This is a genomic window from Maribellus luteus (assembly GCF_003576475.1).
Lineage (GTDB): Bacteria > Bacteroidota > Bacteroidia > Bacteroidales > Prolixibacteraceae > Draconibacterium > Draconibacterium luteum.
Map to the genome: position 1 here is coordinate 15,347 of NZ_QWGR01000012.1, position 25,165 is coordinate 40,511.

Below are 25,165 nucleotides of genomic sequence, written 5' to 3' on the forward strand. Positions count from 1 at the left end.
AATGGAAAAACAACATTCATTTTTAGGAACAGGATGGAGTTTTCCGCCTGAATTTCAAAAAGAAAACAAAGCAGTTAAAATGCTTCAGGACGAGGAAGACATCAACAGTAGTCTGCACATTTTATTGACGACCCGTTTGGGCGAGCGCATTATGGTGCCTGATTACGGTTGTAACCTCGATGAGTTGCTGTTTAAACCATTGAACCTGACGGTGAAGACATACGTGATCGACTTGATAAAACGGGCTATTCTTTACCACGAACCACGAATTGATGTCAACAAGATTGCGATTGATCCGGTGAATGAATTGGAAGGGCAGCTGCTGATCAACATCGATTACACGATCCGAACAACCAATTCAAGACGAAATATGGTTTTCCCGTTTTACAAAACCGAGGGTACCGAACTATAAAAACACACTAAATGGCAGGTTGCGGAAAAGACATATTATTAACGCGGGAAGGAACGGAGCAAACACAACGTTTCAGCGAAATGCTCGATCCTTCGTGGGTTAAGCTCAATAATTTTGGGTTGAACGAGTGGATGAAGTTTGCCTGGAATTTTGCAGCTCATCTTCAATATTACGGGGTGGACGACGACAAGGTGTCTTCCGGAAACTGGCAGGATTTCTTTTTCACGAAAGAGGAATTGGAAACTTTCCTGAAAAAAGTGGAAGATGGACAGGAAATTACACCTCACCTGGCTTTGTTTGTAACCTTTGTAAAATTGCTGGAGGTTACGCAAAAACATTTTAACAGTCTTACTCAAAGTCACCTCGATTTTTATTTCAACCGGGTACTGAAAATTGAAAAACAGGCCGCTGTTGGCGATCAGGTTCATATTCTTTTTGAACTGGCTAAAAATGCCGTGGACGAAAAGATTGCAGCAAAAACACAACTGGATGCAGGAAAAGATGCAACCGGAAAGAAACTGATCTATCGAACCAAAGAAGAGCTGATTGCAAATCAAACTGTTGTGGCACAGCTGAAAAGTGTATACAACGATCATGAATTCAGCAAAATAAAAGCGGCGGAAGTGGCCAATTCGTTTGATGGTTTGGGCGAAGATTTTCCGAATAAAGAAATAAAATGGTGGCCTTTTGGTTATTTCGAGCCTGCTCCAAAAGACGGTGATCCCGATCTGCGAGAATATCCTGAATTGGCGGATGCAAAAGTTGGTTTCGCGGTTTCGGGTGAAATACTCGAATTACAGGAAGGCGAACGTGATGTGCTAATTCAGTTTAAATTCGATACCAACCTCCCCGCAAGTATTTCCCGCGATGAACTGGAAGCCAACCTTGAGGTGTTTTGTACCGGAGAAAAAGGCTGGATCGGACCTTTGGAAATCCTCGAGCAATCGGGGGGAGAGGACGAAGATCCGGTGTCTTTCAGTTCCGGAGTAAAAAGCGGCGACCTGAAGACACTGAATATTTTGTTCAGGGTTCCGAAAGAGGAAGAAGCGGTGGTGAAATACGATGCAAAAGTACATGCAGAGCATTTCAATGCCAGTTTCCCGGTTTGTCGTGTGCTTTTCAGAACAGCTGATCCGGATGCACATCAACTTTACCGTGAACTGATTACAAAAGAACTGATTTCGGCGAGTGTCAGCGTTTATGTAAAGGGCATCGAAAGCCTTTCGTTATCAAACGATTTTGGAGACATTAATGCCGCCAAGCCTTTTTATCCTTTTACAACTCAACCTGTCAAAAAATCGAAATTCAACATCAACTATCCCGAACTATTCAAAAAGAAATGGGGAGATCTTCATGTGAAAATCGACTGGAAAAACACACCGGATGCTTTTAAAGAATGGTATGCTGCCTATCGGAAGAGTTTCAAATTTCAGATGACCTCGCTCGATTATAGCAATCAGATTTTTAGTAAAGCTTACATCGATTCACTGATTGCTCCTACACCCGTCGGAATAGGTAAGGTAGTCGGAATGGCTAAATTCAATTTCAGCAACCTGATCATTTCTTCGGATGAAGATTTTACGGCTGCAGTTGAGATTTTTCAGAACGAAGACTGGGAATTTGTAGCCGATAAAAAGGAAATACCCCTGTTTGATACGAAGGAAGACGACGGAGCTTTTTCGATGAATTTTGATGTTTCCAACCCGGAATCAGATGATGATAAAACCGGCCCCATCCGCTTGTCATTGATTCAGCCCTTCCTTCACGATATGTTCCCACGACTGTATGCGGTGGCCATGAGCAGTGAAGATAAAAACATACTGATCCCGAATGAACCTTATACGCCTTTTGTTGAAAAAATAACGCTTAATTACACGGCTAAGGCCGAACTGAAACCCAGCGGAGAAAGCTACGATATCGAAGATTTTGACCTGTTTCACGAGCATCCGTTCGGGCAGGCAAAAGAATCGATCACCGGCAAGTTATCCAATAAAATAATGGCAAAACAGGAAGCCTCCAAATTGCGCGCGGTTCCGAATTATTGCAAAGGTGGGGAATTGTACATTGGCCTGGAAAATGCTCAAAAACAGCAGATTGTTTCGTTGCTGATCCAGGTTTTGGAGGGAAGTGAAAACCCGGAGGCAGAATCTTTTGTTGGCAAGCAAAAGGTGGAATGGTGGATGTTGTGTAACAACGACTGGAAACAGCTCGATACAACTGCTATTATTGCCAACGAAACAGACAATTTGCTGAAATCGGGGATTTTGAAATTCACGGTTCCAAAAGAGGCAACCAATGACAATACTTTGCTTCCTGCTGGCTACATGTGGTTGAAAGCCCGGATTCATAAAAAATACAATGCGGTTTCGAAAGCGATCGGAATTCATGCGCAGGCAGTAGTTGCTGCGTTTTCAGATAACGGAAACGATCTTGCGCACCTGAAAAACGGTTTGCCGGGAGATACCATTTCGAAAATGATCTTTCGAATTCCGAAGGTAAAAAGCTTGTCGCAGCCTTACAGCTCGTTTGAAGGCACACCCGAAGAAAGTGATGCAGATTATTACCGGCGCGTTAGCGAAAGGTTGCGGCATAAAAACAGGGCGATTTCATTGTGGGATTACGAACACCTGGTACTACAGAATTTCCCCGAAATTCATAAAGTAAAATGCCTGAATCACACCTGTTCCAAAATTGTAAACAAGCAGCGAAAAACACGTTACCTGGCGCCGGGAAGTGTTGTGGTCGTTGTGGTTCCTGACATCGTCAATAAAAATGTGTTCGACATTTATCAGCCGCGCGTGAGCAAAGCCACTTTAAATAACATTGAAAACTACCTTAAGAAGCTCAACTCTCCTTTGATTAATACCGTGGTGATCAATCCCGAATACGAGGAAGTAAAAGTGGTGTTAAAGGTTCAGTTTAATACCGGTTTTGATAATGTCTATTATAAAAAGATACTGAAAGAGGATTTAACCAAACTGTTGTCGCCGTGGGCGTTTGATACTACAGCAAAGATTCGTTTTGGTTTGTCGCTGCACAAAAGCGTGGTGATCAATTACGTGGAAAAACTGGCTTATGTGGATTTTGTAAGCGACGTAAAACTGTTTCAGAAAATTGCCGGAACGGAAGAAGAAGTAAAAGTTGCTGTTCCGTCAAGCCCCGAGACAATCTTGGTGTCCTCAAAAGCACATGTTGTGGATGACCTGATAAACGACTGTTCCAAAAACGAAATTGAACCAGCAGAAAAATGTCAGAGCTAACAAAACATATTACCATACCCAAAGACCTTGCATCGCGCGATGATCAGGACTATGCATTCCTGCGTCAGAAAGGGCAGGAGTACATCGAACAGCTTTCCGGAAAAGTATGGACGGATTACAACGAACACGATCCGGGCATCAGTATCATGGAGGTGCTGTGTTATGCGATAACTGATCTTGGTGCGCGCATCAGTATGCCGCTCGAGAACATTCTTACTCCTCCGGCAGGAAGCGGATTTATTGGTGATCAATTTTTTAAAGCCACTCAGATACTGCCGTCGAAACCCGTTACGGAAGCCGACTATCGCAAGCTTTTTATCGACATTGAAGGCGTTAAGAATTGCTGGCTGAAGAAATACGAGAAAACAGTTTATGTGGATTGTAAACACGATCTGCTCTCGTATGATCCGGATGATTTTTCGGGGCTTGAAAAACACAACAAAAATGAATTTATCCTGAATGGATTGTACCGGATTATCGTGGATTTTGACGAGCAGTTTTTGAGTGCGTTTGAAGATGAAGAAGCGAAAAAAGAGGAGATCAAAAAGCAGATCATCGACGCTTATCATAAAAACCGTAATTTATGCGAGGATCTGGTGGAAGTGGAAGAGGTAACAACCTTTCCGGTGCAGGTTTGCGCCAGCATTGAAGTGGAACCAGAGGTAGATGAAGAAAAGGTGCATGCACAGATTTTACGTGCCATCGATAAATATTTGTCGCCCGATATCTGGTTTTATTCCCTGCAGCAAATGTTTGACAAGGGATATACTTCGGATCAGATTTTTGACGGCCCGGTTCTGGAGAGTGGTTTTATCGATTCGCAGGAACTGGAAAAGGCCCGGCTGAGAAAAGAAGTCAGGCTTTCGGATTTGATGCAGCTGGTGATGAACATCGAAGGGGTGAAACTGATAAAAGATATGTCGGTCAACGATTGTGCAAATCCCACGAGCGACAAAGATGTCTGGCTCGTTTGTGTTCCGGATGATAAAAAGCCGGTTCGTTGTCATCTCAGTGCTTTTTCTTATTACAAAGGCGTTCTTCCGGTCAACATAAATAAGAAGGCGGTTAATGCCTATCTCGCAACGTTTGAGGAAGAGGAAAAAGCCCTGCAGGAAGAGGCCAAAATCGGAAAAGAGATTCTTGTACCTGAAGGTGAGTACCTGCAAACCGGGGAGACAACCACCATTCAGAATGATTTTCCTGAAACCTACGGAATTGGGCCGGTTGGTTTGCCCAAACGTTCCACCGTTGCCCGGAAGGCACATGCCAAACAACTGAAAGCTTATTTGCTGTTTTTTGACCAGGTTTTTGCCAGTTATTTTGCTCACCTGAGTAAGGTGAAAGATTTGCTGTCGGTAAACAACGAACTTTCAAAAACTTACTTCACACAGGCCGTTAGCGACATAAAAAACTTCCATGAAATCGTTCAGGATTATCCCCTGGAGGATGACGATTTGCTGACAGAACAATTGTTGGCTGACCTGGACGATAATATTGCGCGAAAGAACCGCTTACTCGATCACCTGCTGGCCCGTTTTGCCGAGCGATTCAGTGAATATGCTTTTCTGATGAAAACTTTGTATGGAAAATTTGCCGATCAGTCGATTGTGGATACCAAGCAACTTTTCCTGTCAGAATACGGCGAAATCACGGATGCTGACAACAACATCGAAAACAAGGGAATCAGTAACTGGCGCGGAAGTGCTTTTAACTATTTTGAACAGGCGAACGAGGATCTTTGGGATACCGAAAATGTGGCCGGAGTTCAAAAACGAATGGCCCGTTTGTGTGGAATGAAAGATTACAGCCGCCGCAATCTCTCTGAATCGTTTGTTGAAGTGTACGATTTGATCGATTCCGAGGGAGAAAAAGTATATCGATGGCGGATCAAAGATACAACCGGAACCCCGGCTTTGTCGGCTACGGTCAACTACAAATCGCCCCGGTATGCGGAAGACGAGATGTATTTCTCGATTCTGAAAGTGATCGAAACTTCACCTGAAACCATCCAAGAAGCTTTTCAGAATGAAATCGGTGATGAGTACGAGGTAGGGAATTTTGAAATACAAAAAGCAGAAAGCGGAATGTATTCGTTTGACGTGATCAACACCGAGGCCGATCCCAACAGCGTGGACCGGATTATCGCCCGTCAGTTTTTGTACTACGAAACACAGGAGGAACTGAAAGATGCCATTATTAGCCTGATCAACTTCCTGAGAAATGATTTCACGGATGAGGGGATGTATATCGTTGAGCACATTCTTTTGCGTCCGGATGTCACCGCGGAAGAAGGCTTAATGGACGAATTTATGCCGGTTTGCACCGACAACTGCGAGAATTGCGAACCCATTGATCCGTATTCGTACCGGGTAACTGTTGTGTTGCCGGGCTGGACTTACCGTTTCAGCAACATGGATTTCCGGAATTTTATGGAAGAGCTTATCCGCCGCGAACTTCCGGCACATATTCTTGCCCGTATTTGCTGGATTGGCGACCGCAAAGGCAGCGTTGAAGAAGAGAAGAATGACATGCTTCATTTCGAAAAAGATTACAAAGCCTTTTTGCTGGCAAAAACAAACATCGGGCAGGCACAGGACAAAACAGCATTGAAGAATTTGATAAAGTCAATCACCGAATTAAACACCATTTATCCATCCGGCAGGCTAATCGATTGCGACGATGAGGAAGATTCACTGCAAGGCCGGATCATATTGGGGAGAACAAACATTGGAAACCTTTAATTACAGAAGCAATGACACCGAAACTAACAGAAATTACTACCAAGTACCATACATTTGTTGAAAACCAGGTACTCACGGATGAACAGTTAAACGAGTTTATCGAATATTTCGATGATCAGGACCGGCTGACCCGGGCATTTTTGATCGGTGTGGGCACCGTTTGTGGTTTTGAGGTTTCAAGGTCGGGCACCAACATTGTGCTGACACAGGGCGTTGGAATTACCACCGATGGCGACTTGCTGCAACTGAAAGAGGAGGGAGTCTCGCCTAAAAAGCTGGTAAAGAATTCAGTTACTTATTCCCATTATAAAAAGTTTGACGATAACGAAGCCGCTTATGCTCCTTTCCGAAAACTGGTTGGTAGCGAGGAACTTACCACTGCTGTGATGGATCTTTATGAGATTCTACCCACAGCGGTTGAAAATTCTTCGCCTTTGAGTGAACTGCCCAACCTGAACGAAATGGCGGTTTTGCTTTACCTTGAATCATACGCCGACGATGGCGATCTCTGTACAGCCATTGATTGCGATAACCAGGGAATTGCACAGATCAATCGCCTGCGGGTGTTACTGGTGTCCAAAGCCGATGCAGAATACATAGCTGCCAACGATTCCATATTTTCAGCACACAATAAAATCGATCAGTATTTTGATCTTCCTTCAGTGGCAGTTCGACGTGTTGTACTGAACCAGATCAATACATCGAAATACGAAGAACTGAAACGCGCCTATCATACGGCCATCAACAGCGACGATTTGCTGAAAAACCTAAGTAATGGTATCAGTTTAATCGTGAAGAATTTTGGCGGACTTTTGCAACTCGGAATCAGTCCGGCTGCACTCAATTCAACTTTAAACAGTTTGAAGGCGCAGTTTACATTCGCGGCTTACAAAACGCCTTTCGATATTCAGTATCGCTACGATTATTTAAAAGACCTGGTGGATACGTACGATGAAATCAGGCAGGAATTACTGAGCCTGAAAGAAATTTGTTCGCCCGATGTGAATGCTTTTCCGAAACATTTATTGCTGGGATTGCTTTCGGAAATAAACATTGTTCCCAAGCACCTGCGACACAGTTTTTACCGCTCGCCGGCTTTAAGCAGCTGCGATAAGCTGGAAAAGGTAAAGTCGCTGGTGCTTCGCCTGTTGGAACAGATCAAAAATTACGGAATCAAGGTCGGTGAAATAAAAATAACTCCTTCGAATAAATTACCTGAACTGGGCAAAAGAAGTATCCCGTTTTATTACAACGTGGAAACGGCTTTTCTGAAAAGCTGGGATTTTTCCAAAACGAAAATATTCCGGGAGAAATTTAACCTGAGTTATCGCAGCGAGAACCTTTCTACAGCTCCGCAAATTCAGAATCCGCTTGCTTTTAATACCGATTCTTCTGATTTTCTAAGAATTGAAGGGCACCAGGGAAAAGATTACCGCGATGTGCTGGAAGAGTTGGATGACCTGAAAAAAGAATACGGACTATCGTTTGACGTAAAGGCACTTTCTGTAAATATCAATACCGAAACCCTCGACATCGACGATTATGAATGTGAGTTCGAGGACCTGAAAGTGATGTTAAAAGCCTGGACTTCGGAACAGGATTGTATTTTGGCGCAGGTATCCAGTTTCTTTTCGGGCTTTAGCACCCGGGTTCCGGGAGCCAACATAAAAGAGGCGGAACTCGATCTCAAATCAAATCTGAAAGTCGGCTCCATTTCTTCTAACTACAGAAGTACAGATTACAATACAACCTATCTGAAAGAGGCTACGGTGAGCAAAACAAAACTGCTTTATCAGGCAGTTGCCGGAAGTTCTGTGATTTCGGACAATATGAGTAGCGTGGAAGATACCCTGGGTGTTGAACTAAAAGCGGCCATCGATGAAAACAAAGGTGGTTCTGCCAACGATATTATCGCCAGTGCAAAAAACAAACTTCAGGAAAAAATAAATACCGAAGAGTGGAATGCCGTGCCCGATTTAAAGGATTTTGTTGCCAACAAGTCGGTGGAACTAATGGCGCATACCTACATTATTACGCAACGGATGCCGTTGGCGGTTCATTTGGTCGATACCGTTAAGGTACGCGACTATAAACTTTCGCTTACGCAGTTATGTGCGCTGGTTCAGAAATTAAAAGCCGGGTACCAATCCACGTCTTTATCGGTGGGACTTCGTGCTTTTATTGGCTTGCTCATTAACCAGCTTTCTACGGTTTGCTGTTCGGGCAAAAAAATGGAAGTGCTTTTGGATGAGATCAATAACCGCAAAGAACAGATCTTACTTCGCCTGCAACTTTCAAAATTTATTGAGCAGCATCCGGGACTGGAGCACAAAGCTGGTGTGGAACCCGGTGGTACTTTTGTTTTGGTATATAAAAATGCAGAAGTAAGCACTGATACCGGTTCTGTAATCGATCGTGTTTCGGATGCAAACATCTTTTCAAAAGTGGATTTGTCCGCTTCAAAATCTTTACTCTCCAGTCAGTTATTGAACGCTGAAAAATTGACTTTTGCAGAGAGATCGACCGTCCTGAAAAGTGCCACGGAGATATTGAATTACGAAAGTTATATTGACCGGATCAAAGATATTCAGTCGTTAAATCGACTGATTGTACCTTCTTCGGTTCCTGACAACACCGTGGTGGCTGATTTTGCTTTGCCTTACATGTGTTGCTCTGATTGTGCTCCGGTGAATTTCATCATTGCCAAACAACCGGCAACGCTTCGCCTGGAGCGGGATAAATATTGCCTGCTAACCGATACGGAGCCGATTTTGTACGAAGTCAGCCCGGCAGATGGAACAGTGGCACCCAATCCGGCAGTAGATGGAGTGAGTGTTGAAAACGGCAAAATTGTCATCCTTTCCGATGCATTCCCCGCAACTCAAATAGGTGTCCCCATTAAATTTACCGTTGATAACCAGGTAACCGATGCCGTTCTTACGGTTTATCCCGGAATAAAGGCCGACTTTTCGGTGCCTCAGGAACCCACCAACCAGGCAACGCACCGTTTTGTTGCCACGGGTGAGAACCTCGAAGGTGCATCCTATTTATGGGAATTCGGAGACGGAGCTACCTCTAACGAAACTACACCTTCGCATACCTACAAATTGCCGGTAAACGCAGAAAACAAAGTGACCGTTAGCCTCACTGTTACGGCTTCAAACGGAATTTGCAAATATACTGTTGAGCACGATATCGCCTTTGTGGAAATTAAGCCGACCGTTCAGTTGGATACTACCGAGTATTGTGCCAACGATAAAAACGAATACGCATTTGCGGTAAGTCCCGAAAATGCCCAGGTTGTAATCTCCGGGCCGGGTGTGATCCCAAACAATGCCGGAGGATTTAGTTTTATCCCGGCTGCGGCTACCGTCGGAACCTTTGGGTTCCTGGTAAACGGGGAAGACGCCGGTTTTAATGTTACATTATTCGCCCCTCCTGTGGCCGGTATTTCGCCAAAACAGGTCGGCAATCAATTGGTTATTTCCAATACTTCGAAGAACGCGAACAAGTTCGACTGGTCGATCAATGGTACACCGCAAACCACCACGAATCTTAATCCGATTGTGATCAACCTTACTCCAAACAGTCCTACTGAATGGCGAATAACACAGGTAGCAACGGGGGCAGCGGTTTGCCCGGTGAGCAGGACTTCTGTTGGAATAACTACCAAATATGTGGAAGAGCCGCCGGTAAGCAACTGTGTGGATGAAGCCAAAACAGCGATTCTCAGGGATTTGAAAATTCTGTTGGCGACGAAGCCTGACGAAGCCGGAGTGATTGGAAACATTCTGGTTCAAACACAAAGTATTTATGGTGGTACAAGTGGTTTTAACAAAGGAGTAATCGACCGGATCGATGATTTTCTGAGCGGAAAAGCCAACAGCGAGGTTCAGGTTATGTTTGAAAAACTTTGGTTTGAAACATTCAACATGATCATTAAAACAAGCACGCAGCCCGAAATTCAGAAACTACTGATGATCTTGTTCGAACTTCAGATCCGGCTGTTCTACAATGTAATGGGTTGTCAGAGCAACGAAGCGCTCAAAGCGTTTGGCGATATTCTGAACAACTTACTCTCCCAGCTGGTAAAATACTTTAAAGAACTGAAGGAACGTAAGATTTCATTCAGTGAAACAATGAAAGCTTTTATAAAAAACTATGCAGAAAAAGTCGCCGACCGGCTTTTCCTGGCCGAGCAGACAAAATTTATAGTCGATAATGTATTAATCTGATTTGGCAACATTTGGCAACCATATTATAAACAGGGTCTTGGTGGACGTAAATCTTCAGAACGAAAAGACAGCCCATCAGATTAAAGATGACATCAGTGGATTCTTGCAAAACGAAGTATTTCCTGAGTTGGAAAGTCTGTTGGATGAATTGAATGCAGGAAATCAGATCGTTCGATACAACCAACTTGTTTTTGACCTGAAAATCGAGAATTGGGAGCAACGTCATCGGGTCAAAAAAGAGCTGGTGCAAAAACTTCGGCAAAACATTGTTGAGTCGTTGGGAATAAAGGTCCCTGCAAAAGGGGAACGGTGGCGACTGGATGGGACCGGTAAAATTGCCCACGCCGGTTTGCACGGTGAATTTGTAAGTCCTGAACAGAAAAATCGCAAAACGCTCCTGTTTTTTCTGGAGCATGGCTATTTACCCTGGTACGGGAAACGACCGAATTTGGAGGAACTACTGGAGGAAAAGGCATGGGAGAAACTGGTAAGTGACAATTCTTTTTCTGTTCAGCTGATTTCACTTTTTATGAATATGGACAGTGCATTAAAACGCTTCGTTTTTCAGTTTTCGCATTCGCAGGTTCTCTCTGTTATAGATGGCGTTAATCCTGTTTTTACTAATCGTACCGGGTTTGAGAAGTTTCTGCAAACACTTTCCACAGCAAGTCAAAGATTACTCATCGAGTATTTACTGCGGATTTCGGTGTCCTCCGGAAAAGAAATTTCCGGAAGTAGGTTTTTGCAGCTGTTACGTACTTTTTGGAAAGAGGGAATAATTTCTGTTTCAGAAAATTCAGATGATATAAATAAAGAATTTCATAAAAAAATCGGGAAATACTTGAAGGACAATGTTGTTCATCGGCATTTTCAAATTGGGAAGGAAGAACTTAAGGAAACTGTGATGTTTGAAGGGCATCACCCGTTCGAACACACAAAAAGGGGGTCTACTCAAGGCAAGGGGTCAATCGTTGAAAATGACCCAACCGTTATTTCAAAAGGATCAGTGCATACTGAAAATGAAAAGGAACCGCTGTTTTTCGAAAATGACGCTGGTGAAATCACCGTTCGAAATGCAGGCCAGGTTCTTTTTCATCCTTTTTTGCTTTACTTTTTTGAACACTTTGAGTGGCTAAACGAAGAAAACAAAATCAAAGAGGAATACCGGATGCTGGCTTTGCAGGCGGTACATTTTTGTGCGACCGGCGCAGAAACTTTATGGGAAGAAGAAATGATACTGGAGAAGTTTCTTTGCGGAGTTTCGCTGGAAACACCCGTTCCTGCTTATAGTTTGCTAACGCCGGAAATTAAAAGCGAAGCCAACGAGATGTTGCAACAGGTAGTTGACAACTGGAAAGCACTAAAAAATACTTCGGTGGAGGGAATGCGCGAGATGTTTTTTCAGCGGGATGGGAAACTGGTTCGGACGGATCAGCATTTCAAACTGATTGTGGAACGCAAAGCACAGGATATTTTGCTGGACAAGTTGCCCTGGGGCGTGTCCATCATTAAATTACCGTGGAGAGAGCAATTGTTATTTGTTGAATGGTAAGCGATGAGACGAGGAAACAGAATTTACAGATCGAATTACAGTGGCCGAAGAAATCATTCGCCGCTGTTTTCACAATCCGGGGAGTCATCTTTTTTTCCGGCACAGGCCAAACTTACGGTAGGCCAGCCAGGAGATCGTTTTGAACAGGAAGCGGATCGTGCGGCAGATGCGGTCGTTAATCAAAATGCACCGGATAGCTCGTTAAACGGATTGGATAGCAATGGATTCAGGAATACCGGAGAAAGTATTTCAGAAGGAATAACACCGCTTGTTCAGCAGGAAATGGAAGAAGTTGGCATTGCACAACGCCAGCCAAAGGAAGAAGAGGAGGAAATCGCACAACCAAAACTGCAGGAAGAGGAGGAGCCGGTTCAAGCGCAGGCAGAAGAAGAGGAGGAACCGGTTCAGGCCAAAGAGGAAGGCGAAGAATTGCAGATGCAGGAGGAAGAAGAGGCAATACAAGGTAAGGCTGAGGAAGAAGAGGAGGAGTTGCAAATGCAAGCGGAGGAAGAGGAAGAAGAAATAATGCCAAAAGCCGAGGGAAGTGCTCAACCTGCATCAAGTGTGGAAAGCACTTTGGCTTCGAGTCCGGGAAGCGGATCAAAAATGGACAACAACATTCGTTCGGAAATGGAAAGCGGCTTTGGAGCCGATTTTAGCCAGGTTCGGATTCACACCGGGCACGACGCTGTAAACATGAACCGCCAAATGGGAGCACAGGCTTTTGCACATGGTAACGATATTTATTTTAACGAAGGAAAATACGATCCAAACTCGGAAAAAGGAAAGCACTTGCTGGCGCACGAACTTACACATACCATTCAGCAAAAAGGATTTGTAAAGGCCGATGTGCAGACCACGATGGACGATAACCGGGACCTTGTTTCGGATCGGTTTAGTGGTAATTTACGCTTGGAAGCCTGTTTGGATGGAGAACGAACGCTTGGCTATGGAAGCACTGGCCGGCCGGTTTCGTTGATACAACAGGCTTTGGTGGATGCCGGATTTCCATTGCCAGTGTATGGCGTTGACGGGATTTTTAAAAATGAAACCAAAGCTGCTGTGGAAAGTTTTCAGCGTTCGTCTTCTTTACCGGTAACGGGAATAATTGATGCCCGGACCATGGCCTCGCTCGACGGATTATTCTCGTGGGGCGCGCCAACTTTGCCCACCGGAACTCCGGCCACAGAAGCTCCTTCCATCACTTCTTCAACGATCAGCATTGCACCCGACGGAACAGCCGATGAACGTACCTTGGTGGGAGTGGGGGAATTTGTTCGCTTTACCGGAAATACGGAAGGCACCTGGACGGTCACCGGAGGAAGGATTATCGGATTAAATACGGGACAGAACATGGTGTGGGAAGCTCCGCCTGTTCCGATGGTCAGCATCATTACACTTACCAATCAGGCAGGTTTAGCATCCATGATCATGTCAACCAAAGCACCCGACTCAATTACCTTAGAACGGTCGGCAATTCTACCCATACCCGCCGGAACGCTTGGCGCAGCAATGGAAGCTGCTATTACCGTTCATCCGTTAAACGTAAACTTTGGCCGCACACAGTGGTTCGAGGAGCCCGGTCCGGCAACAAGTGTAAGCGGCTATTTTAACCAGTTTTCAGCGGCAGATCTTCACCACGACCCAAACCCGGATTATTTACCATTTGATGACATGAATACCGGGCTAACCGATGAGGCGGCCTGGAGAGGAGGGAATCCACCGTTCAGCAGGGGGTATCACGAATGGGTGATTCCAAACAAATACAAGATTGACGGAGAATCGGATGCTCAGGGAAGGCTTTTTACCAATGTAACACAGTCGTTCTTCGTAACCCCGGGAGGCAGTTTTATGGTGGCCAAAGCAGGAGCATTTATTTTTAGGACGCTGAACAACTTTACGATATAAACGGCAAATTTTGAATTGATAAAAGGAACCAATGATTTATGTACGAATCAAAATCGGCACAAAAAAGTAGTACTCACTCTTCCGCTGCAAACCGGAACGAGCCTTTTATCCAGCCCAGTTTAAAGGTTGGACAACCGGGCGACAAATACGAGGTGGAAGCTGATCAGATGGCCGATCAGATTGTACAGCAAGGCAGGGCACAAAATACCTCCCAAGACACATTTTTTTCTGTATCCGATAGCGTAAATGCCAAGTCGTTGAATTCCTCCGGGGGATTTTTTGGTGCGGGAACAAGTGCTGAAAAATCGGAAGAAGAAGAGGTGCAAATGAAAGCCGAAGACAGGCAAAACGATTTGCTGGTTCAGAACTCAGTTGACAACGATGTTGTTTCATCCATTCCCGCGTTACAGGCCAGTTCAATCGGTTCGGCAGAGGAAGAGCAAGTAAACGAACCGGAAGAGGAAGAGGTTCTTCAAACTGAATCACTGGTTCAAAGAAGTACGGATATCCCCGAAGAAGAACCGGAATTACAAACCAAGTCGGATTCTCCCAACAATGCCAGTTCGGTAGAGTCATCTCTTGAGAGTTCTAAAGGCGGTGGAAGTCCGATGAGCGGCGATACAAAAAGTGAGATGGAATCGGGTTTCGGGGCGGATTTTGGCAGTGTCCGAATTCACACCGGAAGCGATGCGGTGCAAATGAGTGAAAACCTCAATGCACAGGCCTTTACACACGGCAACGATATTTATTTCAACGAAGGAAACTATAACCCGGGAACCGAATCGGGAAAACATTTGCTGGCGCACGAGCTGACGCACACGGTTCAGCAGGGAGCTTCAGTCCAGCGTAAAATGATCCAGAAGCAGGAAAATGATACAACAGCTGAAAACCCGGAAGATATACTAAAGAAATTTTATCTCCCGGCAGTAAAAGCCCGACATTTATCGCTCTATCAAACCTGGGCATCACAGGGAAAATTGAAGCGTTTTCAGGGCTACAGCCGGGGAAGACCAAATCAAATCAGTGTTTGGAAAAATCATTTTTGGGATAAAATGCAAAATACCGAAAGACTCGGGCTTCACGAAGAATTTTCGGGCGTTAAAAAGATAAAAACTCCGGGCGATAAAGAAATACGGGGACGGCGGGCGACTTTGTTAAAAAAGCTCACCATCGCCAATTGGGACAAACGTGGCCGCGTACTAGATAATACCATGGAAGTCGATCACATTATTGAACTTCAAACCGGAGGCTGGCCCAATTCTACCACGCCCAACGAAATTGAAAACATGGAGCTGCTCGACAAAAGCTCCAATGCCACTGCAGGGGCCAAAACCAAATCGAACATTGTGGCTATTGTCCGAAATTATCTGGAAGCTTCCGGCGAATCGAATACTCAATCCGATGCAGAAACCTATATGGCGGCCAATACCATTAATTTTGAACAGGTGGAGCTTGGTCAAGGTGATTTTGCAGGACAAAGAGGGGAGAGTCAGTATTGGACCCGGGAAGAAATTGAACAGGGCTTGCATTTGAACGATTTGGAGGATCTGGGAAATATCGGCGAACCGGGATCGCCCACTGAATTTGCCTTGATGACACCCGACGACGGTTACTTAATGGAATTATTTCCGCACGAAGAAAATAGTTTGTCGATTCAACTGGGACCCGATAATGCCAAAAGCAAAGCGGTGGCCGGTATGAAAATCTCCAATATTTCACTCAATTCCGGTTATGATTCAGTTGCTGCCGATCTGCCCATGGGGCAAATTACCGCAAATTGGGATCTTCCATCCGATTTTAATGCCCCGGAAGGACCGTTTACAATTCCTGTAAAAAAGTCGATTAGCCAGTATGCCGGAAAAGTGGGAGACGTACCATCAATGGGGATGGATTTTGAGTACCTGAGCCCCATCGAATTGTCCGGTGAATTTGGAATTAACGAGGACGGCTTTTTTGCTGAAGGAAGACTGACTCCTTCTGTAGAATTTTTGCGGGGAGCCGCATTGGTGGTTGGAGTGCGGGGTACTGAAGCCTATTTTGCAGCCGAATATTCTCCTTCTGATCTGAATATACCGGTGCCGGGATTAACCATTGACAGTTCAAGTTTATCGGTTGGGTATAGTACCGTTGACGGATTTGGAGTAGATGGAAACATTGAGTTTCAGATGGACCCGATCGGAAGTGGCGCCATTGAAGCCGGGTTTAACCAGGAGAATGGACTGAGATTACGAGGCGATATTACATTTGATGAACGACTTTTTGGGCGGAGTGAGGCGAGTGCCAGAATGGCTTATGAAAATGGTTTGTGGAGTATTGGCGGTACCTTAACGATTCCCCGAAACAAAGTGCCGGGAGTAAAAACAGCCACTATAAGTGTTGATTTTTCAGAAGAATCGGGGTTATCTGCCTCAGGCGATGCCGAACTTGATATTCCGGGAATTGACCAGGGAACTTTGTCGATCAACTATGGAGATGAAGGCTTTTCGATTTCCGGCGATTTTAACCTGAGTTCTGAAATCCCCGGCATACAGGGCGGTACAGTGTCTGCACGCGTTGGCAAACAGGAAGGTGCAGAAGGTTATGATATTATGATTTCCGGCACAGCTCAGCCGGATATTCCCGGAATCGACTCAACGCTGACCGTTAGTTACGAGAATGGTGCACTTACCATTGAAGGACAGGCAGCCTACGAACGCGGAATGCTCAGCGGAAATGTACGCGTGGGGGCCACCAACCGCACCATCGGCGAAGACGGTCAGCCTACAGGAGAGCCCGATGATACCATGAGGGTTTACGGTGGCGGCGATCTCACGCTGCAACTTACACCTTGGCTGGAAGCAACGGCAGGTGTTCAGTTTTTGCCCAACGGCGAGATGGAAGTGACCGGCCGAATTGGTTTGCCCAGTGCGGTGGATGTTTTTGACCGGCGCGAATTCCGCAGAAGCCTGTTTACAGTGCCAACAGTCGAGATTCCGATTTTTGCCATTCCGCTCGGACCTCGCAGTATTGGTTTGGTAGCACAAATAAGTGGCGGACTCGATTTCTCCGCTGGTTTTGGTCCGGGGCAGTTGCGCGAAGTGTACGCCGAGGTTACCTACAATCCGGACCGGGAAGATGAAACAGAAATTCATGGTCACGGTGAATTTGCGATCCCTGCAGATGCCGGACTTACACTCCGCGGCGATCTCGGACTGGGAGTTAGCATTGCCATCGCCAGTTTGTCTGGCGGTATCGAACTGGCCGGAACGCTTGGTCTGGAAGGCGAAGCATCGGCCATGGTTGATTTATCGTGGAGCCCGCAAACAGGAGTGGTGCTCGATGCAGAAGGACGAATCACGGTGAACCCAAAATTTGTGTTCGACGTCAATGCCTTTGCCCGTGCGAGCCTTGGCATTGGCTGGTTCTCGATTTCAGAAACATGGAGGTACAACCTGGCCTCGTTTAGCTGGGGACCCGATATTCAGTTTGGATTGGTGTTCCCGGTTCATTACCAGGAAGATCAGCCTTTTGATATTTCATTTGACGATATTGAAGTGATCTATCCGGATTTGGATGTGATTGACATGGCCAAAGGATTGGCACGCGACGTAAAAGATGACATTTTTGATTAATAATTTTGACATGAACAAATTGATTGAACTAAATAACCAGGGAGTTACACATTTTCTGAATCAGCGGTTTAAGGAAGCGGAAGATTCGTATAATCAAGTGTTGGAAATGGATGCACACAATGCAACGGCATTGAACAACCTGGGATTGTTGTATCATCAGCAAAAGCATTATGACAATGCTGAGAAAAGCTTTGAAGAGGCGATTGAAGCCAATCCAAGACCTTCCTATTTTCTCAACCTTGCGAATGTGCAGGTATTCCTGAAAAAATGGGCAACGGCTGAAAAAAATTATATCAAAGCCTGTGAGCTGGATCCCAAAAACGTGAAAGCTAGAATTAGTCTGGCTCGTTTTTACGAAGCGCAACGATTGTTTTCGAAAGCCGCTGATGTTTGGTTCAGCCTGATCATGCAAACCAATGAAACCGAATACAAAATAAATCTGGCCGGAAACAAAATGGCAATGGGGCAGTTTGAAGAAGCATTGGCCATTCTTTCAAATCTGACAGACCAGAAAGACGCTGCGGTGGTTTATCTCCAGATCGGTGTTTGCGAGTTGAATTTAAGGAATTACGGGCTCGCGTTGCTGGCTTTTCGAAACAGTCTTGGGCTCTCTCCCGATAATCTGGCCACACGTCATTACCTGGCGGTGACCTTGCTGTCGGCCGGAGAGTATGAAAAGGCTTTGGATGAATTCGACTTTCTTCTGAAAATGGAACCTGAAAGTATAAAATTTCGTTTGGACAAGGCATCGGTGTTGTTGGCGCTTCAGCGAACCGGAGAAGCAAAAGAGTTGATCGATCAGGTTTTGCAACGGGACCCCGGAAATAAAAAGGCGGATAAATATCTTACTTTGATAAACGGTGAGGAAAAATAGAGTATGCATGTATCGGCAACAAATAAGATGGAAAGTATTTACCAGCAAGTGTTTGCTTTTGTCCGGCAGGGAATTCAGCACCGGCTAAACCAGGATTTCAAAAAGGAACCCAATTCAAGTTCTGTCATCCCGGATTTCTCGTTTTCAGCGGATACAACTTTGGGAAAGTTCATTGCTGAAAATAAGTTAAGCAGCGAAGAAATTTTTTGTCTGTGCATGGCGCTCATGCCGCATTTGTCGCCCGGATTTATTTCGGGTGTAGTAGGGGCGTACCTTCCCAACGGTGGCGAATTTCCGGAGTTTGGCGGCGTGAAAGGCAAAAATCACCGGGGAATCATTCCAACCGGTGAAACGGTTCTTTACCTGCTGGCCGGAAAAGACCTGGCAAAAAGAGCAGCAATGATCCGGATGTTTGAAGAGGATCACCTGTTTTCGCGGAAGAACGTACTTTTTCTGGATCAGGTTCCGTTGGGAGAGCCCAAAATGAGTGGCCGTCTGATTATGGATGAAGAATACGTCGATCTTTTTATTGCAGGCAAAATTTCGAAACCAAAACTGAGCAGCGATTTTCCGGCACAGTTGATTACTACAGATTTGGAATGGAACGACTTGGTTTTGCATGAAAAAACAATTGAGGATATTCGGGAGATCGAAACCTGGCTAAAGTTCAATGCCCGGCTGATGCAGGACTGGAAACTTCACGGAAAGGTAAAGCCCGGCTACCGGGTTTTGTTTCACGGACCGCCCGGAACCGGAAAAACAATGACAGCCTGCCTGCTTGGAAAATATACGGGGCGGGATGTTTTCCGAATCGACCTGTCGATGGTGGTGTCGAAGTACATTGGCGAAACCGAAAAAAACCTTTCGAAGTTGTTCGACAAGGCAGCCAACAAAGACTGGATTCTGTTTTTTGATGAGGCCGATTCGATTTTCGGGAAACGTACCAATGTGCGGGATGCGCACGATAAATATGCCAACCAGGAGGTTTCGTATTTATTGCAGCGAATCGAATCGCACGAGGGGCTGGTTATTCTGGCTACCAATATGAAAGCCAATATCGATCCCTCGTTTACCCGCCGTTTTAATACCTTTGTGGAGTTCGATAATCCCGGAGTCGAAGAGCGTCGCCGTTTGTGGGAAACCTATCTTCCGGATTCGAAAAAGCTGGGAAAAGAAATTCAGGCGAAAGAGCTAGCTCGTCTTTATGAATTATCGGGTGCCAATATCGTCAATGTTATTCAATACGCCGGACTTCAAACCCTGCAAAAAGACAAGCGGCAGCTTCAGCTGGAGGATCTCCTGAAAGGGGTGGAGAAAGAATATCTGAAAGAAGGAAAAATGCTCAGAAAGAACTGAGGCTCTCATTTTCATTCTCGCTTTCAATGTATCTTTTGGTCATTTGTTGAAATAAACATAAAGAAGTATTTTAGCCAACTACGACCAATTAAATACTCAAAAATGAAGATCCTGATTTCAGCGTTTGTTTTAATTCTTTTGTTTCCGGTTTGGAGCATGGCACAAGCGGAGGCCAATTATGACGAAAGCAAAGTTCCCGAGTTCAAGTTGCCCGATCCTTTGGTGACCTTCAACGGGAAAAAAATCAAAAATGTAAAACAATGGGAAAAGAAGCGACGGCCCGAGTTGCTCCATTTTTTTACCGAAAATTTTTATGGAGAAGTTCCCGGGGAACTCAAAATCGATGATGTTCATTTGATTGAAGAAAGTGAAAACGCATTGAATGGTAAAGCGCACCGCAAACAGGTGGTGCTATCCTTTAAAAAGGACAATCATACACTCGATTACACGATGCTCATTTATTTACCCAAAAATGTAGAAAAAGCTCCGCTGTTTTTAGCATACGATTTTTTGGGAAATCATACCATCACCAAAGACCCGGAGATTGTTATTTCGGAAGCCTGGGTGGCCGATAAACCTTCGCTGGGAATTATCAACAACCAGTTGACGGAGCAGTCGAGGGGAGTGCGTTGCGACCGTTGGCCGGTCGAAAAAATCGTGGAAGCCGGTTACGGGCTTGCGGTGATTTATTACGGCGAAGTGGATCCCGATAAAAACGATATGACTGATGGTATTCACCCATTCTTTTATGTCGACGATCAGGAACAGCCTGCCAATAACGAATGGGGGGCAATTGCCGCCTGGTCTTGGGGACTGGGAAGAGCCCTGGATTATTTGGAAACAGATGCAGACGTTGATGCTTCGAAAGTGATTGTGTTTGGGCATTCGCGTTTGGGAAAAACCGCTTTGTGGGCAGGGGCTACCGACCAGCGTTTTGCCGCTGTTATTTCCAATAACTCGGGTTGTGGTGGAGCAGCTCTTTCCAAACGCCGGTTTGGAGAAACCATTGCCCGTATTAACCGCAGTTTTCCGCATTGGTTTTGTAACAACTTCAAGAATTATAGTAACAACGAACAAACTTTGCCGGTTGACCAGCACGAGTTGATTGCCTTGATCGCTCCCCGTCCGGTGTATGTGGCCAGTGCCGAAGAAGACCGATGGGCCGATCCGAAGGGCGAATTTCTTTCTGCGCTTTATGCCACACCCGTGTTTGAATTGTACGGAAAAAAAGGAATTTCGCAGCAGGAAATGCCGCCGGTAAATCAGCCTCTTTTGAATACCGTTTCCTATCATATCCGAACCGGGGAGCACAATGTAAAGGACTACGACTGGGAACAGTACATTCGCTGGGCCGACATGTTTGTGAAATAACACCGATCATAACTTAACACCTACATATTATGAGAGCACCTTTTTTATTTTTCCTGATAGCCGTTTTGTTTACGGCATGTAATCTTTCGAAAAAATCGGAACCTAAAGATCCAATCGTTCACCTTTTTAACGGGAACGATCTTTCGGGATGGCACGCCGATGTTCCGGCTGCCGACCAAAATCCGGATACTGTGAAATCCTTTATTGTTCGGGATTCATTGTTAGTGAGTATGGGCGACCCGCGCGGACATTTGATCACCGATTCAGTTTACAGTAATTACCGGCTGGATGTGGAATACCGTTTTGCCGGAACGCCCGGGAACTGCGGCGTTTTGGTGCATGCATCAACACCGCGGGCTCTGTACCAGATGTTTCCTAAATCGCTGGAAGTGCAAATGCAGGATGGTCAGGCAGGCGACTTTTGGTGCATTGTAGAAGATATTACCGTTCCCGACATGGTTGAACGACGCGGCTCCGAAGAAAGCTGGGGAATAACCGAAGGTAAAAAACGGCGGATTTTGAATCTTACGGATGGCTCTGAAAACCCGGTAGGCGAATGGAACCACATGGTAATTGAATGTGTGGCAGATACTATCAAGGTTTGGGTGAACGACGACCTGGTGAATTACGGTTACAACTGTACCGCACAAAAAGGACAAATCGCTGTTCAGGCCGAAGGATCGGAAGTGGAATTCCGGAAAATAGATTTAAAACCGATAGAGAAAACCACGCCGATACAACTATAGATTCATGATTTTTTAGGAATGATTAATAGAAGGGATGTTGATTTATAACAGCTTGTTAGCCTTTCTCCTGTCCACGTCCGACCAGGTCGTCAGGGCGGATTTTCCTGTGCCGAGTAGCCTTTATGCCCAAATTGAAAAAAGCTGGAAAATAAGAAACAGCGAATAAGGAATAATGAATAAAAAATATCGAAAACGAAATAATTTGAACCAATATTTTCTTATTCCTTATTTCATGTTTTTTATTAAAAATCGTTCCTATTTTCTTCAGATTCCAGAAAGGAAAAGATGTGTATAGAGGTGAGTCGCTCGCAGGGAAGGAAATGAAGATGGGGATCAATATATTCAGGAACGGATTTGACTCTTATAAAAAAAGGGAGCCATGAGCTCCCTTTTGTATGTTGTTGTATTGATTGATTACATATCAACTTCCACTTTGGCAATTTTACCGGTGCGGTATTCGCCTGCCAACAATTTCTTTCTGGTTTCTTTGAAAGCTGCCAGAGTCATTTCAACATCTTCGAGCGTATGCATAGCTGTTGGAATTAAACGCAGCAAGATCTCGCCTTTAGGAATTACCGGGTAAACTACAATTGAGCAGAAAATTCCGTAATTCTCACGCAGGTCGTAGATCATTTGAGTAGCTTCTTCCTCGCCACCTTTCATATAAACCGGGGTAACCTGGGTATTAGTTTTGCCCAAATCGAAACCGGCTTCTTTTAATCCGTTTTGCAGTGCGTTCACAACTGTCCACAGTTTTTCGCGCAACTCAGGCATGGTACGGATCATATCCAAACGTTTCAGTGCACCCATTGTCATAGCCATTGGTAACGACTTGGCAAAAGTTTGCGAACGCATGTTGTAACGTAAAATGTAGCAAATGTCGGTTTCGCAGGCAATAAAGCCGCCAATACCAGCCATCGCTTTGGCAAAGGTTCCGAAATAAAGGTCGATACCATCCTGTACGCCAAAATGTTCGCCCGAACCGGCACCTGTCGGTCCCATTGTTCCAAAACCGTGTGCATCGTCAACAAACAAACGGAAATCGAACTCTTTTTTCAGGGCTACAATTTCGTCGAGTTTACCAACCTGTCCGGTCATCCCAAACACACCTTCGGTAATAACCAGGATACCGCCGCCTGATTCTGCTGCACGTTTAGTGGCAAAATTCAGCATTTTACGCAGCTTCTCCATATTGTTGTGCTGGTAAACAAAGCTTTTTCCGCCTTTTGCTTTGTGCAGAAAAACACCATCCATAATACAGGCGTGTGACTCCGAATCGTAAACGATCACGTCTTTTCGGCTGGCAAGGACATCAATGGCAGAAACCATTCCCTGGTAACCGTAGTTCAAAAGGAAGGCATCCGGTTTTCCAACAAATGCGGCCAATTCACGTTCCAACTGCTCGTGTTTAACGGTTTGCCCCGACATCATTCGAGCTCCCATCGGGTACGCCATCCCATATTGGGCAGCAGCTTCGGCATCCGCTTTTCTTACTTCAGGGTGGTTCGCCAGTCCCAGGTAGTTGTTCAAACTCCAGGTTAAAACTTCTTTTCCCCGGAAGTTCATTCTGGCTGCGATTTCACCTTCCAGCTTTGGGAAAGCAAAATAACCGTGAATTTGGTCCATCCACTTACCAATGTCACCTTTATTGTTTCTGAATTTTGCGAAAATATCCATGATAATTCGTTATTAAAAGTTCGATTACAAGGGTGCAAATGTAAACTTTTTTAAAATCTCAGCAAATGTGTTAAATAATTCTAAGCGCTTAGCTTCCACATTCAATACAATGTTAAATTAGCGCAAACTAAATACGAAGCTAAACTTCTATCGTATTAAAAATGAAGAGGGTAGATGTGAGCTTCAATTAGTTACAAACAATAAAAATTTGATATTCTTTTAGTTCCAGTTAATTAAAAAAAGTATATTTTTGCGCCATGTTTATGAAAATGAGATTTTTGTGGGTATCATTGGTATTGGCAACCCTGTTGCTGACATCTTGCGGAGATTACAACAAGATTGTAAAAAGTACCGATTACGAATTTAAATATAAGAAGGCCGTTGAGTATTACGACGATGGTGAGTATGTAAGGGCCGGAACGCTTTTCAGGGAGTTGGTAAATATTTACCGCGGGACAAGCCGTGCGGATAAAATTTACTATTATTATGCCAAGTGTATGATTGGGCAAAAAGATTACCTGATGGCGGGACACTATTTTAAATCGTTGGTAAAAGAGTTTCCGATGAGCGAATACTCCGAGGAATCGCAGTTTATGATCGGTTACTGCTCGTACCTGATGTCGCCAAAGGCAAGGCTTGACCAGCAGGTTACACTCGAGGCAATCGATGCCTTGCAACTGTACATCAACCTGTATCCGTACAGCGACCGGGTGGCAGAGGCAAACCGTTTAATTGACGAACTGACCGATAAATTGACCTACAAGTCGTATTTAAATGCTAAATTGTACTACGATTTTGAAATTTACAAAGCCGCGGTTGTAGCGCTTAACAACAGTCTGGAAAAATTTCCTGACAGCAAGTACCGCGAAGAATTAAAATACATGCTTTTAAAATCGAAGTATTTACTGGCCTACAAAAGTGTGGTCGATAAACAAGAGGAACGCTATTCCAACGCATTGGATGAGTACTTCTCTTTTATCGACGAGTATCCGGAAAGTAAATACCGAAAAGAAGTAGATAAATTCTACGAAAAAGCATCTGAAGTGTTAAATTATAAAGAACAAGAAACTAATATCAATTAGAAAATGGATTACAAAAAAACAAAAGCTGCACCGTCGACTATTTCGCGTGACCTTGACGTGTTGACACAGGAAACAGGTAACATTTACGAAACAGTGATGGTATTGGCTAAAAGAGCAAACCAGATTTCTTCGGAATTAAAAGAGGAGTTGAACCAAAAACTTCAGGAGTTTGCTTCTTACACTGATAATCTGGAGGAGATTTTTGAGAACCGTGAGCAGATTGAAATTTCGAAGTTCTACGAGCGTTTGCCAAAACCAACATTGATCGCTTTCGAAGAACTGAAAAACAATGAAATCTACCACCGCAACCCTGCACGGGAGAACAAACAGAGAATCTAAT

14 protein-coding genes are annotated in these 25,165 nt (G+C 44.8%); 13 read left to right on the forward strand and 1 reads right to left on the reverse strand.

Translation table 11 applies throughout. The features are described from left to right. Position 1: 1 nt before the first annotated feature. The 11 genes from D1614_RS17370 (at position 2) to D1614_RS17420 (ending at position 22,066) form a co-directional block, all read left to right on the forward strand. The gene (locus D1614_RS17370) at positions 2–412 is read left to right on the forward strand and encodes a GPW/gp25 family protein (protein ID WP_119439330.1); all 411 of its coding nucleotides are present in this window, start codon (positions 2–4) and stop codon (positions 410–412) included. An 11-nt stretch (positions 413–423) separates the two neighbouring features. Continuing rightward, the gene (locus tag D1614_RS17375; RefSeq protein ID WP_119439248.1) at positions 424–3,672 is read left to right on the forward strand and encodes a baseplate J/gp47 family protein; all 3,249 of its coding nucleotides are present in this window, start codon (positions 424–426) and stop codon (positions 3,670–3,672) included. After that, positions 3,660–6,413, forward strand: a complete 2,754-nt coding sequence (locus D1614_RS17380; RefSeq protein WP_119439249.1) for a baseplate wedge protein — start codon at positions 3,660–3,662, stop codon at positions 6,411–6,413. The genes D1614_RS17375 and D1614_RS17380 overlap by 13 nt, the downstream gene beginning before the upstream one ends. An 11-nt stretch (positions 6,414–6,424) precedes the next feature. Continuing rightward, positions 6,425–10,648, forward strand: coding sequence for a PKD domain-containing protein (locus tag D1614_RS26080; protein WP_206610063.1), 4,224 nt, complete (start codon positions 6,425–6,427; stop codon positions 10,646–10,648). Position 10,649: 1 nt separating this feature from the next. Further along, positions 10,650–12,200: a contractile injection system tape measure protein gene (locus D1614_RS17390; protein WP_119439250.1), complete on the forward strand. Its 1,551-nt coding sequence runs from the start codon at positions 10,650–10,652 to the stop codon at positions 12,198–12,200. A gap of 3 nt (positions 12,201–12,203) precedes the next feature. After that, positions 12,204–14,108, forward strand: a complete 1,905-nt coding sequence (locus D1614_RS17395; protein WP_119439251.1) for an eCIS core domain-containing protein — start codon at positions 12,204–12,206, stop codon at positions 14,106–14,108. A 38-nt stretch (positions 14,109–14,146) separates the two neighbouring features. Continuing rightward, on the forward strand, positions 14,147–17,719 hold the full coding sequence (locus tag D1614_RS17400) for an eCIS core domain-containing protein (protein WP_119439252.1): 3,573 nt from the start codon (positions 14,147–14,149) through the stop codon (positions 17,717–17,719). 10 nt (positions 17,720–17,729) lie between these two features. After that, on the forward strand, positions 17,730–18,593 hold the full coding sequence (locus D1614_RS17405) for a tetratricopeptide repeat protein (protein WP_162304545.1): 864 nt from the start codon (positions 17,730–17,732) through the stop codon (positions 18,591–18,593). Positions 18,594–18,620: 27 nt separating this feature from the next. Continuing rightward, positions 18,621–19,949 carry an ATP-binding protein gene (locus tag D1614_RS17410; protein ID WP_119439332.1) on the forward strand — a complete coding sequence of 443 codons (1,329 nt, stop codon included), beginning with the start codon at positions 18,621–18,623 and terminating at the stop codon, positions 19,947–19,949. Positions 19,950–20,051: 102 nt separating this feature from the next. Further along, the gene (locus D1614_RS17415) at positions 20,052–21,320 is read left to right on the forward strand and encodes an alpha/beta hydrolase family protein (protein ID WP_175579291.1); all 1,269 of its coding nucleotides are present in this window, start codon (positions 20,052–20,054) and stop codon (positions 21,318–21,320) included. 29 nt (positions 21,321–21,349) lie between these two features. After that, on the forward strand, positions 21,350–22,066 hold the full coding sequence (locus D1614_RS17420) for a 3-keto-disaccharide hydrolase (RefSeq protein WP_119439254.1): 717 nt from the start codon (positions 21,350–21,352) through the stop codon (positions 22,064–22,066). Positions 22,067–22,480: 414 nt separating this feature from the next. Here D1614_RS17420 and D1614_RS17430 read toward each other — a convergent pair whose 3' ends face one another. Beyond that, entirely contained in the window at positions 22,481–23,743 is a 1,263-nt protein-coding gene (locus tag D1614_RS17430; RefSeq protein WP_119439256.1) for an aminotransferase class I/II-fold pyridoxal phosphate-dependent enzyme, read from the reverse strand. 269 nt (positions 23,744–24,012) lie between these two features. Here D1614_RS17430 and D1614_RS17435 point away from each other — a divergent pair, with 269 nt between their 5' ends. Together D1614_RS17435 and D1614_RS17440 are read left to right on the forward strand one after the other, a co-directional pair. After that, positions 24,013–24,825, forward strand: coding sequence for an outer membrane protein assembly factor BamD (locus D1614_RS17435; protein ID WP_119439334.1), 813 nt, complete (start codon positions 24,013–24,015; stop codon positions 24,823–24,825). Positions 24,826–24,828: 3 nt separating this feature from the next. Further along, a complete protein-coding gene (locus D1614_RS17440; RefSeq protein ID WP_119439257.1) occupies positions 24,829–25,164 on the forward strand; it encodes a DNA-directed RNA polymerase subunit omega in 336 nt (111 codons plus the stop codon). Position 25,165 lies beyond the last annotated feature (1 nt).

What these genes read in the sequence shown, in the direction of transcription:
- D1614_RS17370 (WP_119439330.1), top strand. Translation starts at nt 2, where the DNA reads ATGGAAAAACAACATTCATTTTTAGGAACAGGATGGAGTTTTCCGCCT.
- D1614_RS17375 (WP_119439248.1), top strand. Translation starts at nt 424, where the DNA reads ATGGCAGGTTGCGGAAAAGACATATTATTAACGCGGGAAGGAACGGAG.
- D1614_RS17380 (WP_119439249.1), top strand. Translation starts at nt 3,660, where the DNA reads ATGTCAGAGCTAACAAAACATATTACCATACCCAAAGACCTTGCATCG.
- D1614_RS26080 (WP_206610063.1), top strand. Translation starts at nt 6,425, where the DNA reads ATGACACCGAAACTAACAGAAATTACTACCAAGTACCATACATTTGTT.
- D1614_RS17395 (WP_119439251.1), top strand. Translation starts at nt 12,204, where the DNA reads ATGAGACGAGGAAACAGAATTTACAGATCGAATTACAGTGGCCGAAGA.
- D1614_RS17400 (WP_119439252.1), top strand. Translation starts at nt 14,147, where the DNA reads ATGTACGAATCAAAATCGGCACAAAAAAGTAGTACTCACTCTTCCGCT.
- D1614_RS17405 (WP_162304545.1), top strand. Translation starts at nt 17,730, where the DNA reads ATGAACAAATTGATTGAACTAAATAACCAGGGAGTTACACATTTTCTG.
- D1614_RS17410 (WP_119439332.1), top strand. Translation starts at nt 18,621, where the DNA reads ATGGAAAGTATTTACCAGCAAGTGTTTGCTTTTGTCCGGCAGGGAATT.
- D1614_RS17415 (WP_175579291.1), top strand. Translation starts at nt 20,052, where the DNA reads ATGAAGATCCTGATTTCAGCGTTTGTTTTAATTCTTTTGTTTCCGGTT.
- D1614_RS17420 (WP_119439254.1), top strand. Translation starts at nt 21,350, where the DNA reads ATGAGAGCACCTTTTTTATTTTTCCTGATAGCCGTTTTGTTTACGGCA.
- D1614_RS17430 (WP_119439256.1), bottom strand. Translation starts at nt 23,743, where the DNA reads ATGGATATTTTCGCAAAATTCAGAAACAATAAAGGTGACATTGGTAAG.
- D1614_RS17435 (WP_119439334.1), top strand. Translation starts at nt 24,013, where the DNA reads ATGAGATTTTTGTGGGTATCATTGGTATTGGCAACCCTGTTGCTGACA.
- D1614_RS17440 (WP_119439257.1), top strand. Translation starts at nt 24,829, where the DNA reads ATGGATTACAAAAAAACAAAAGCTGCACCGTCGACTATTTCGCGTGAC.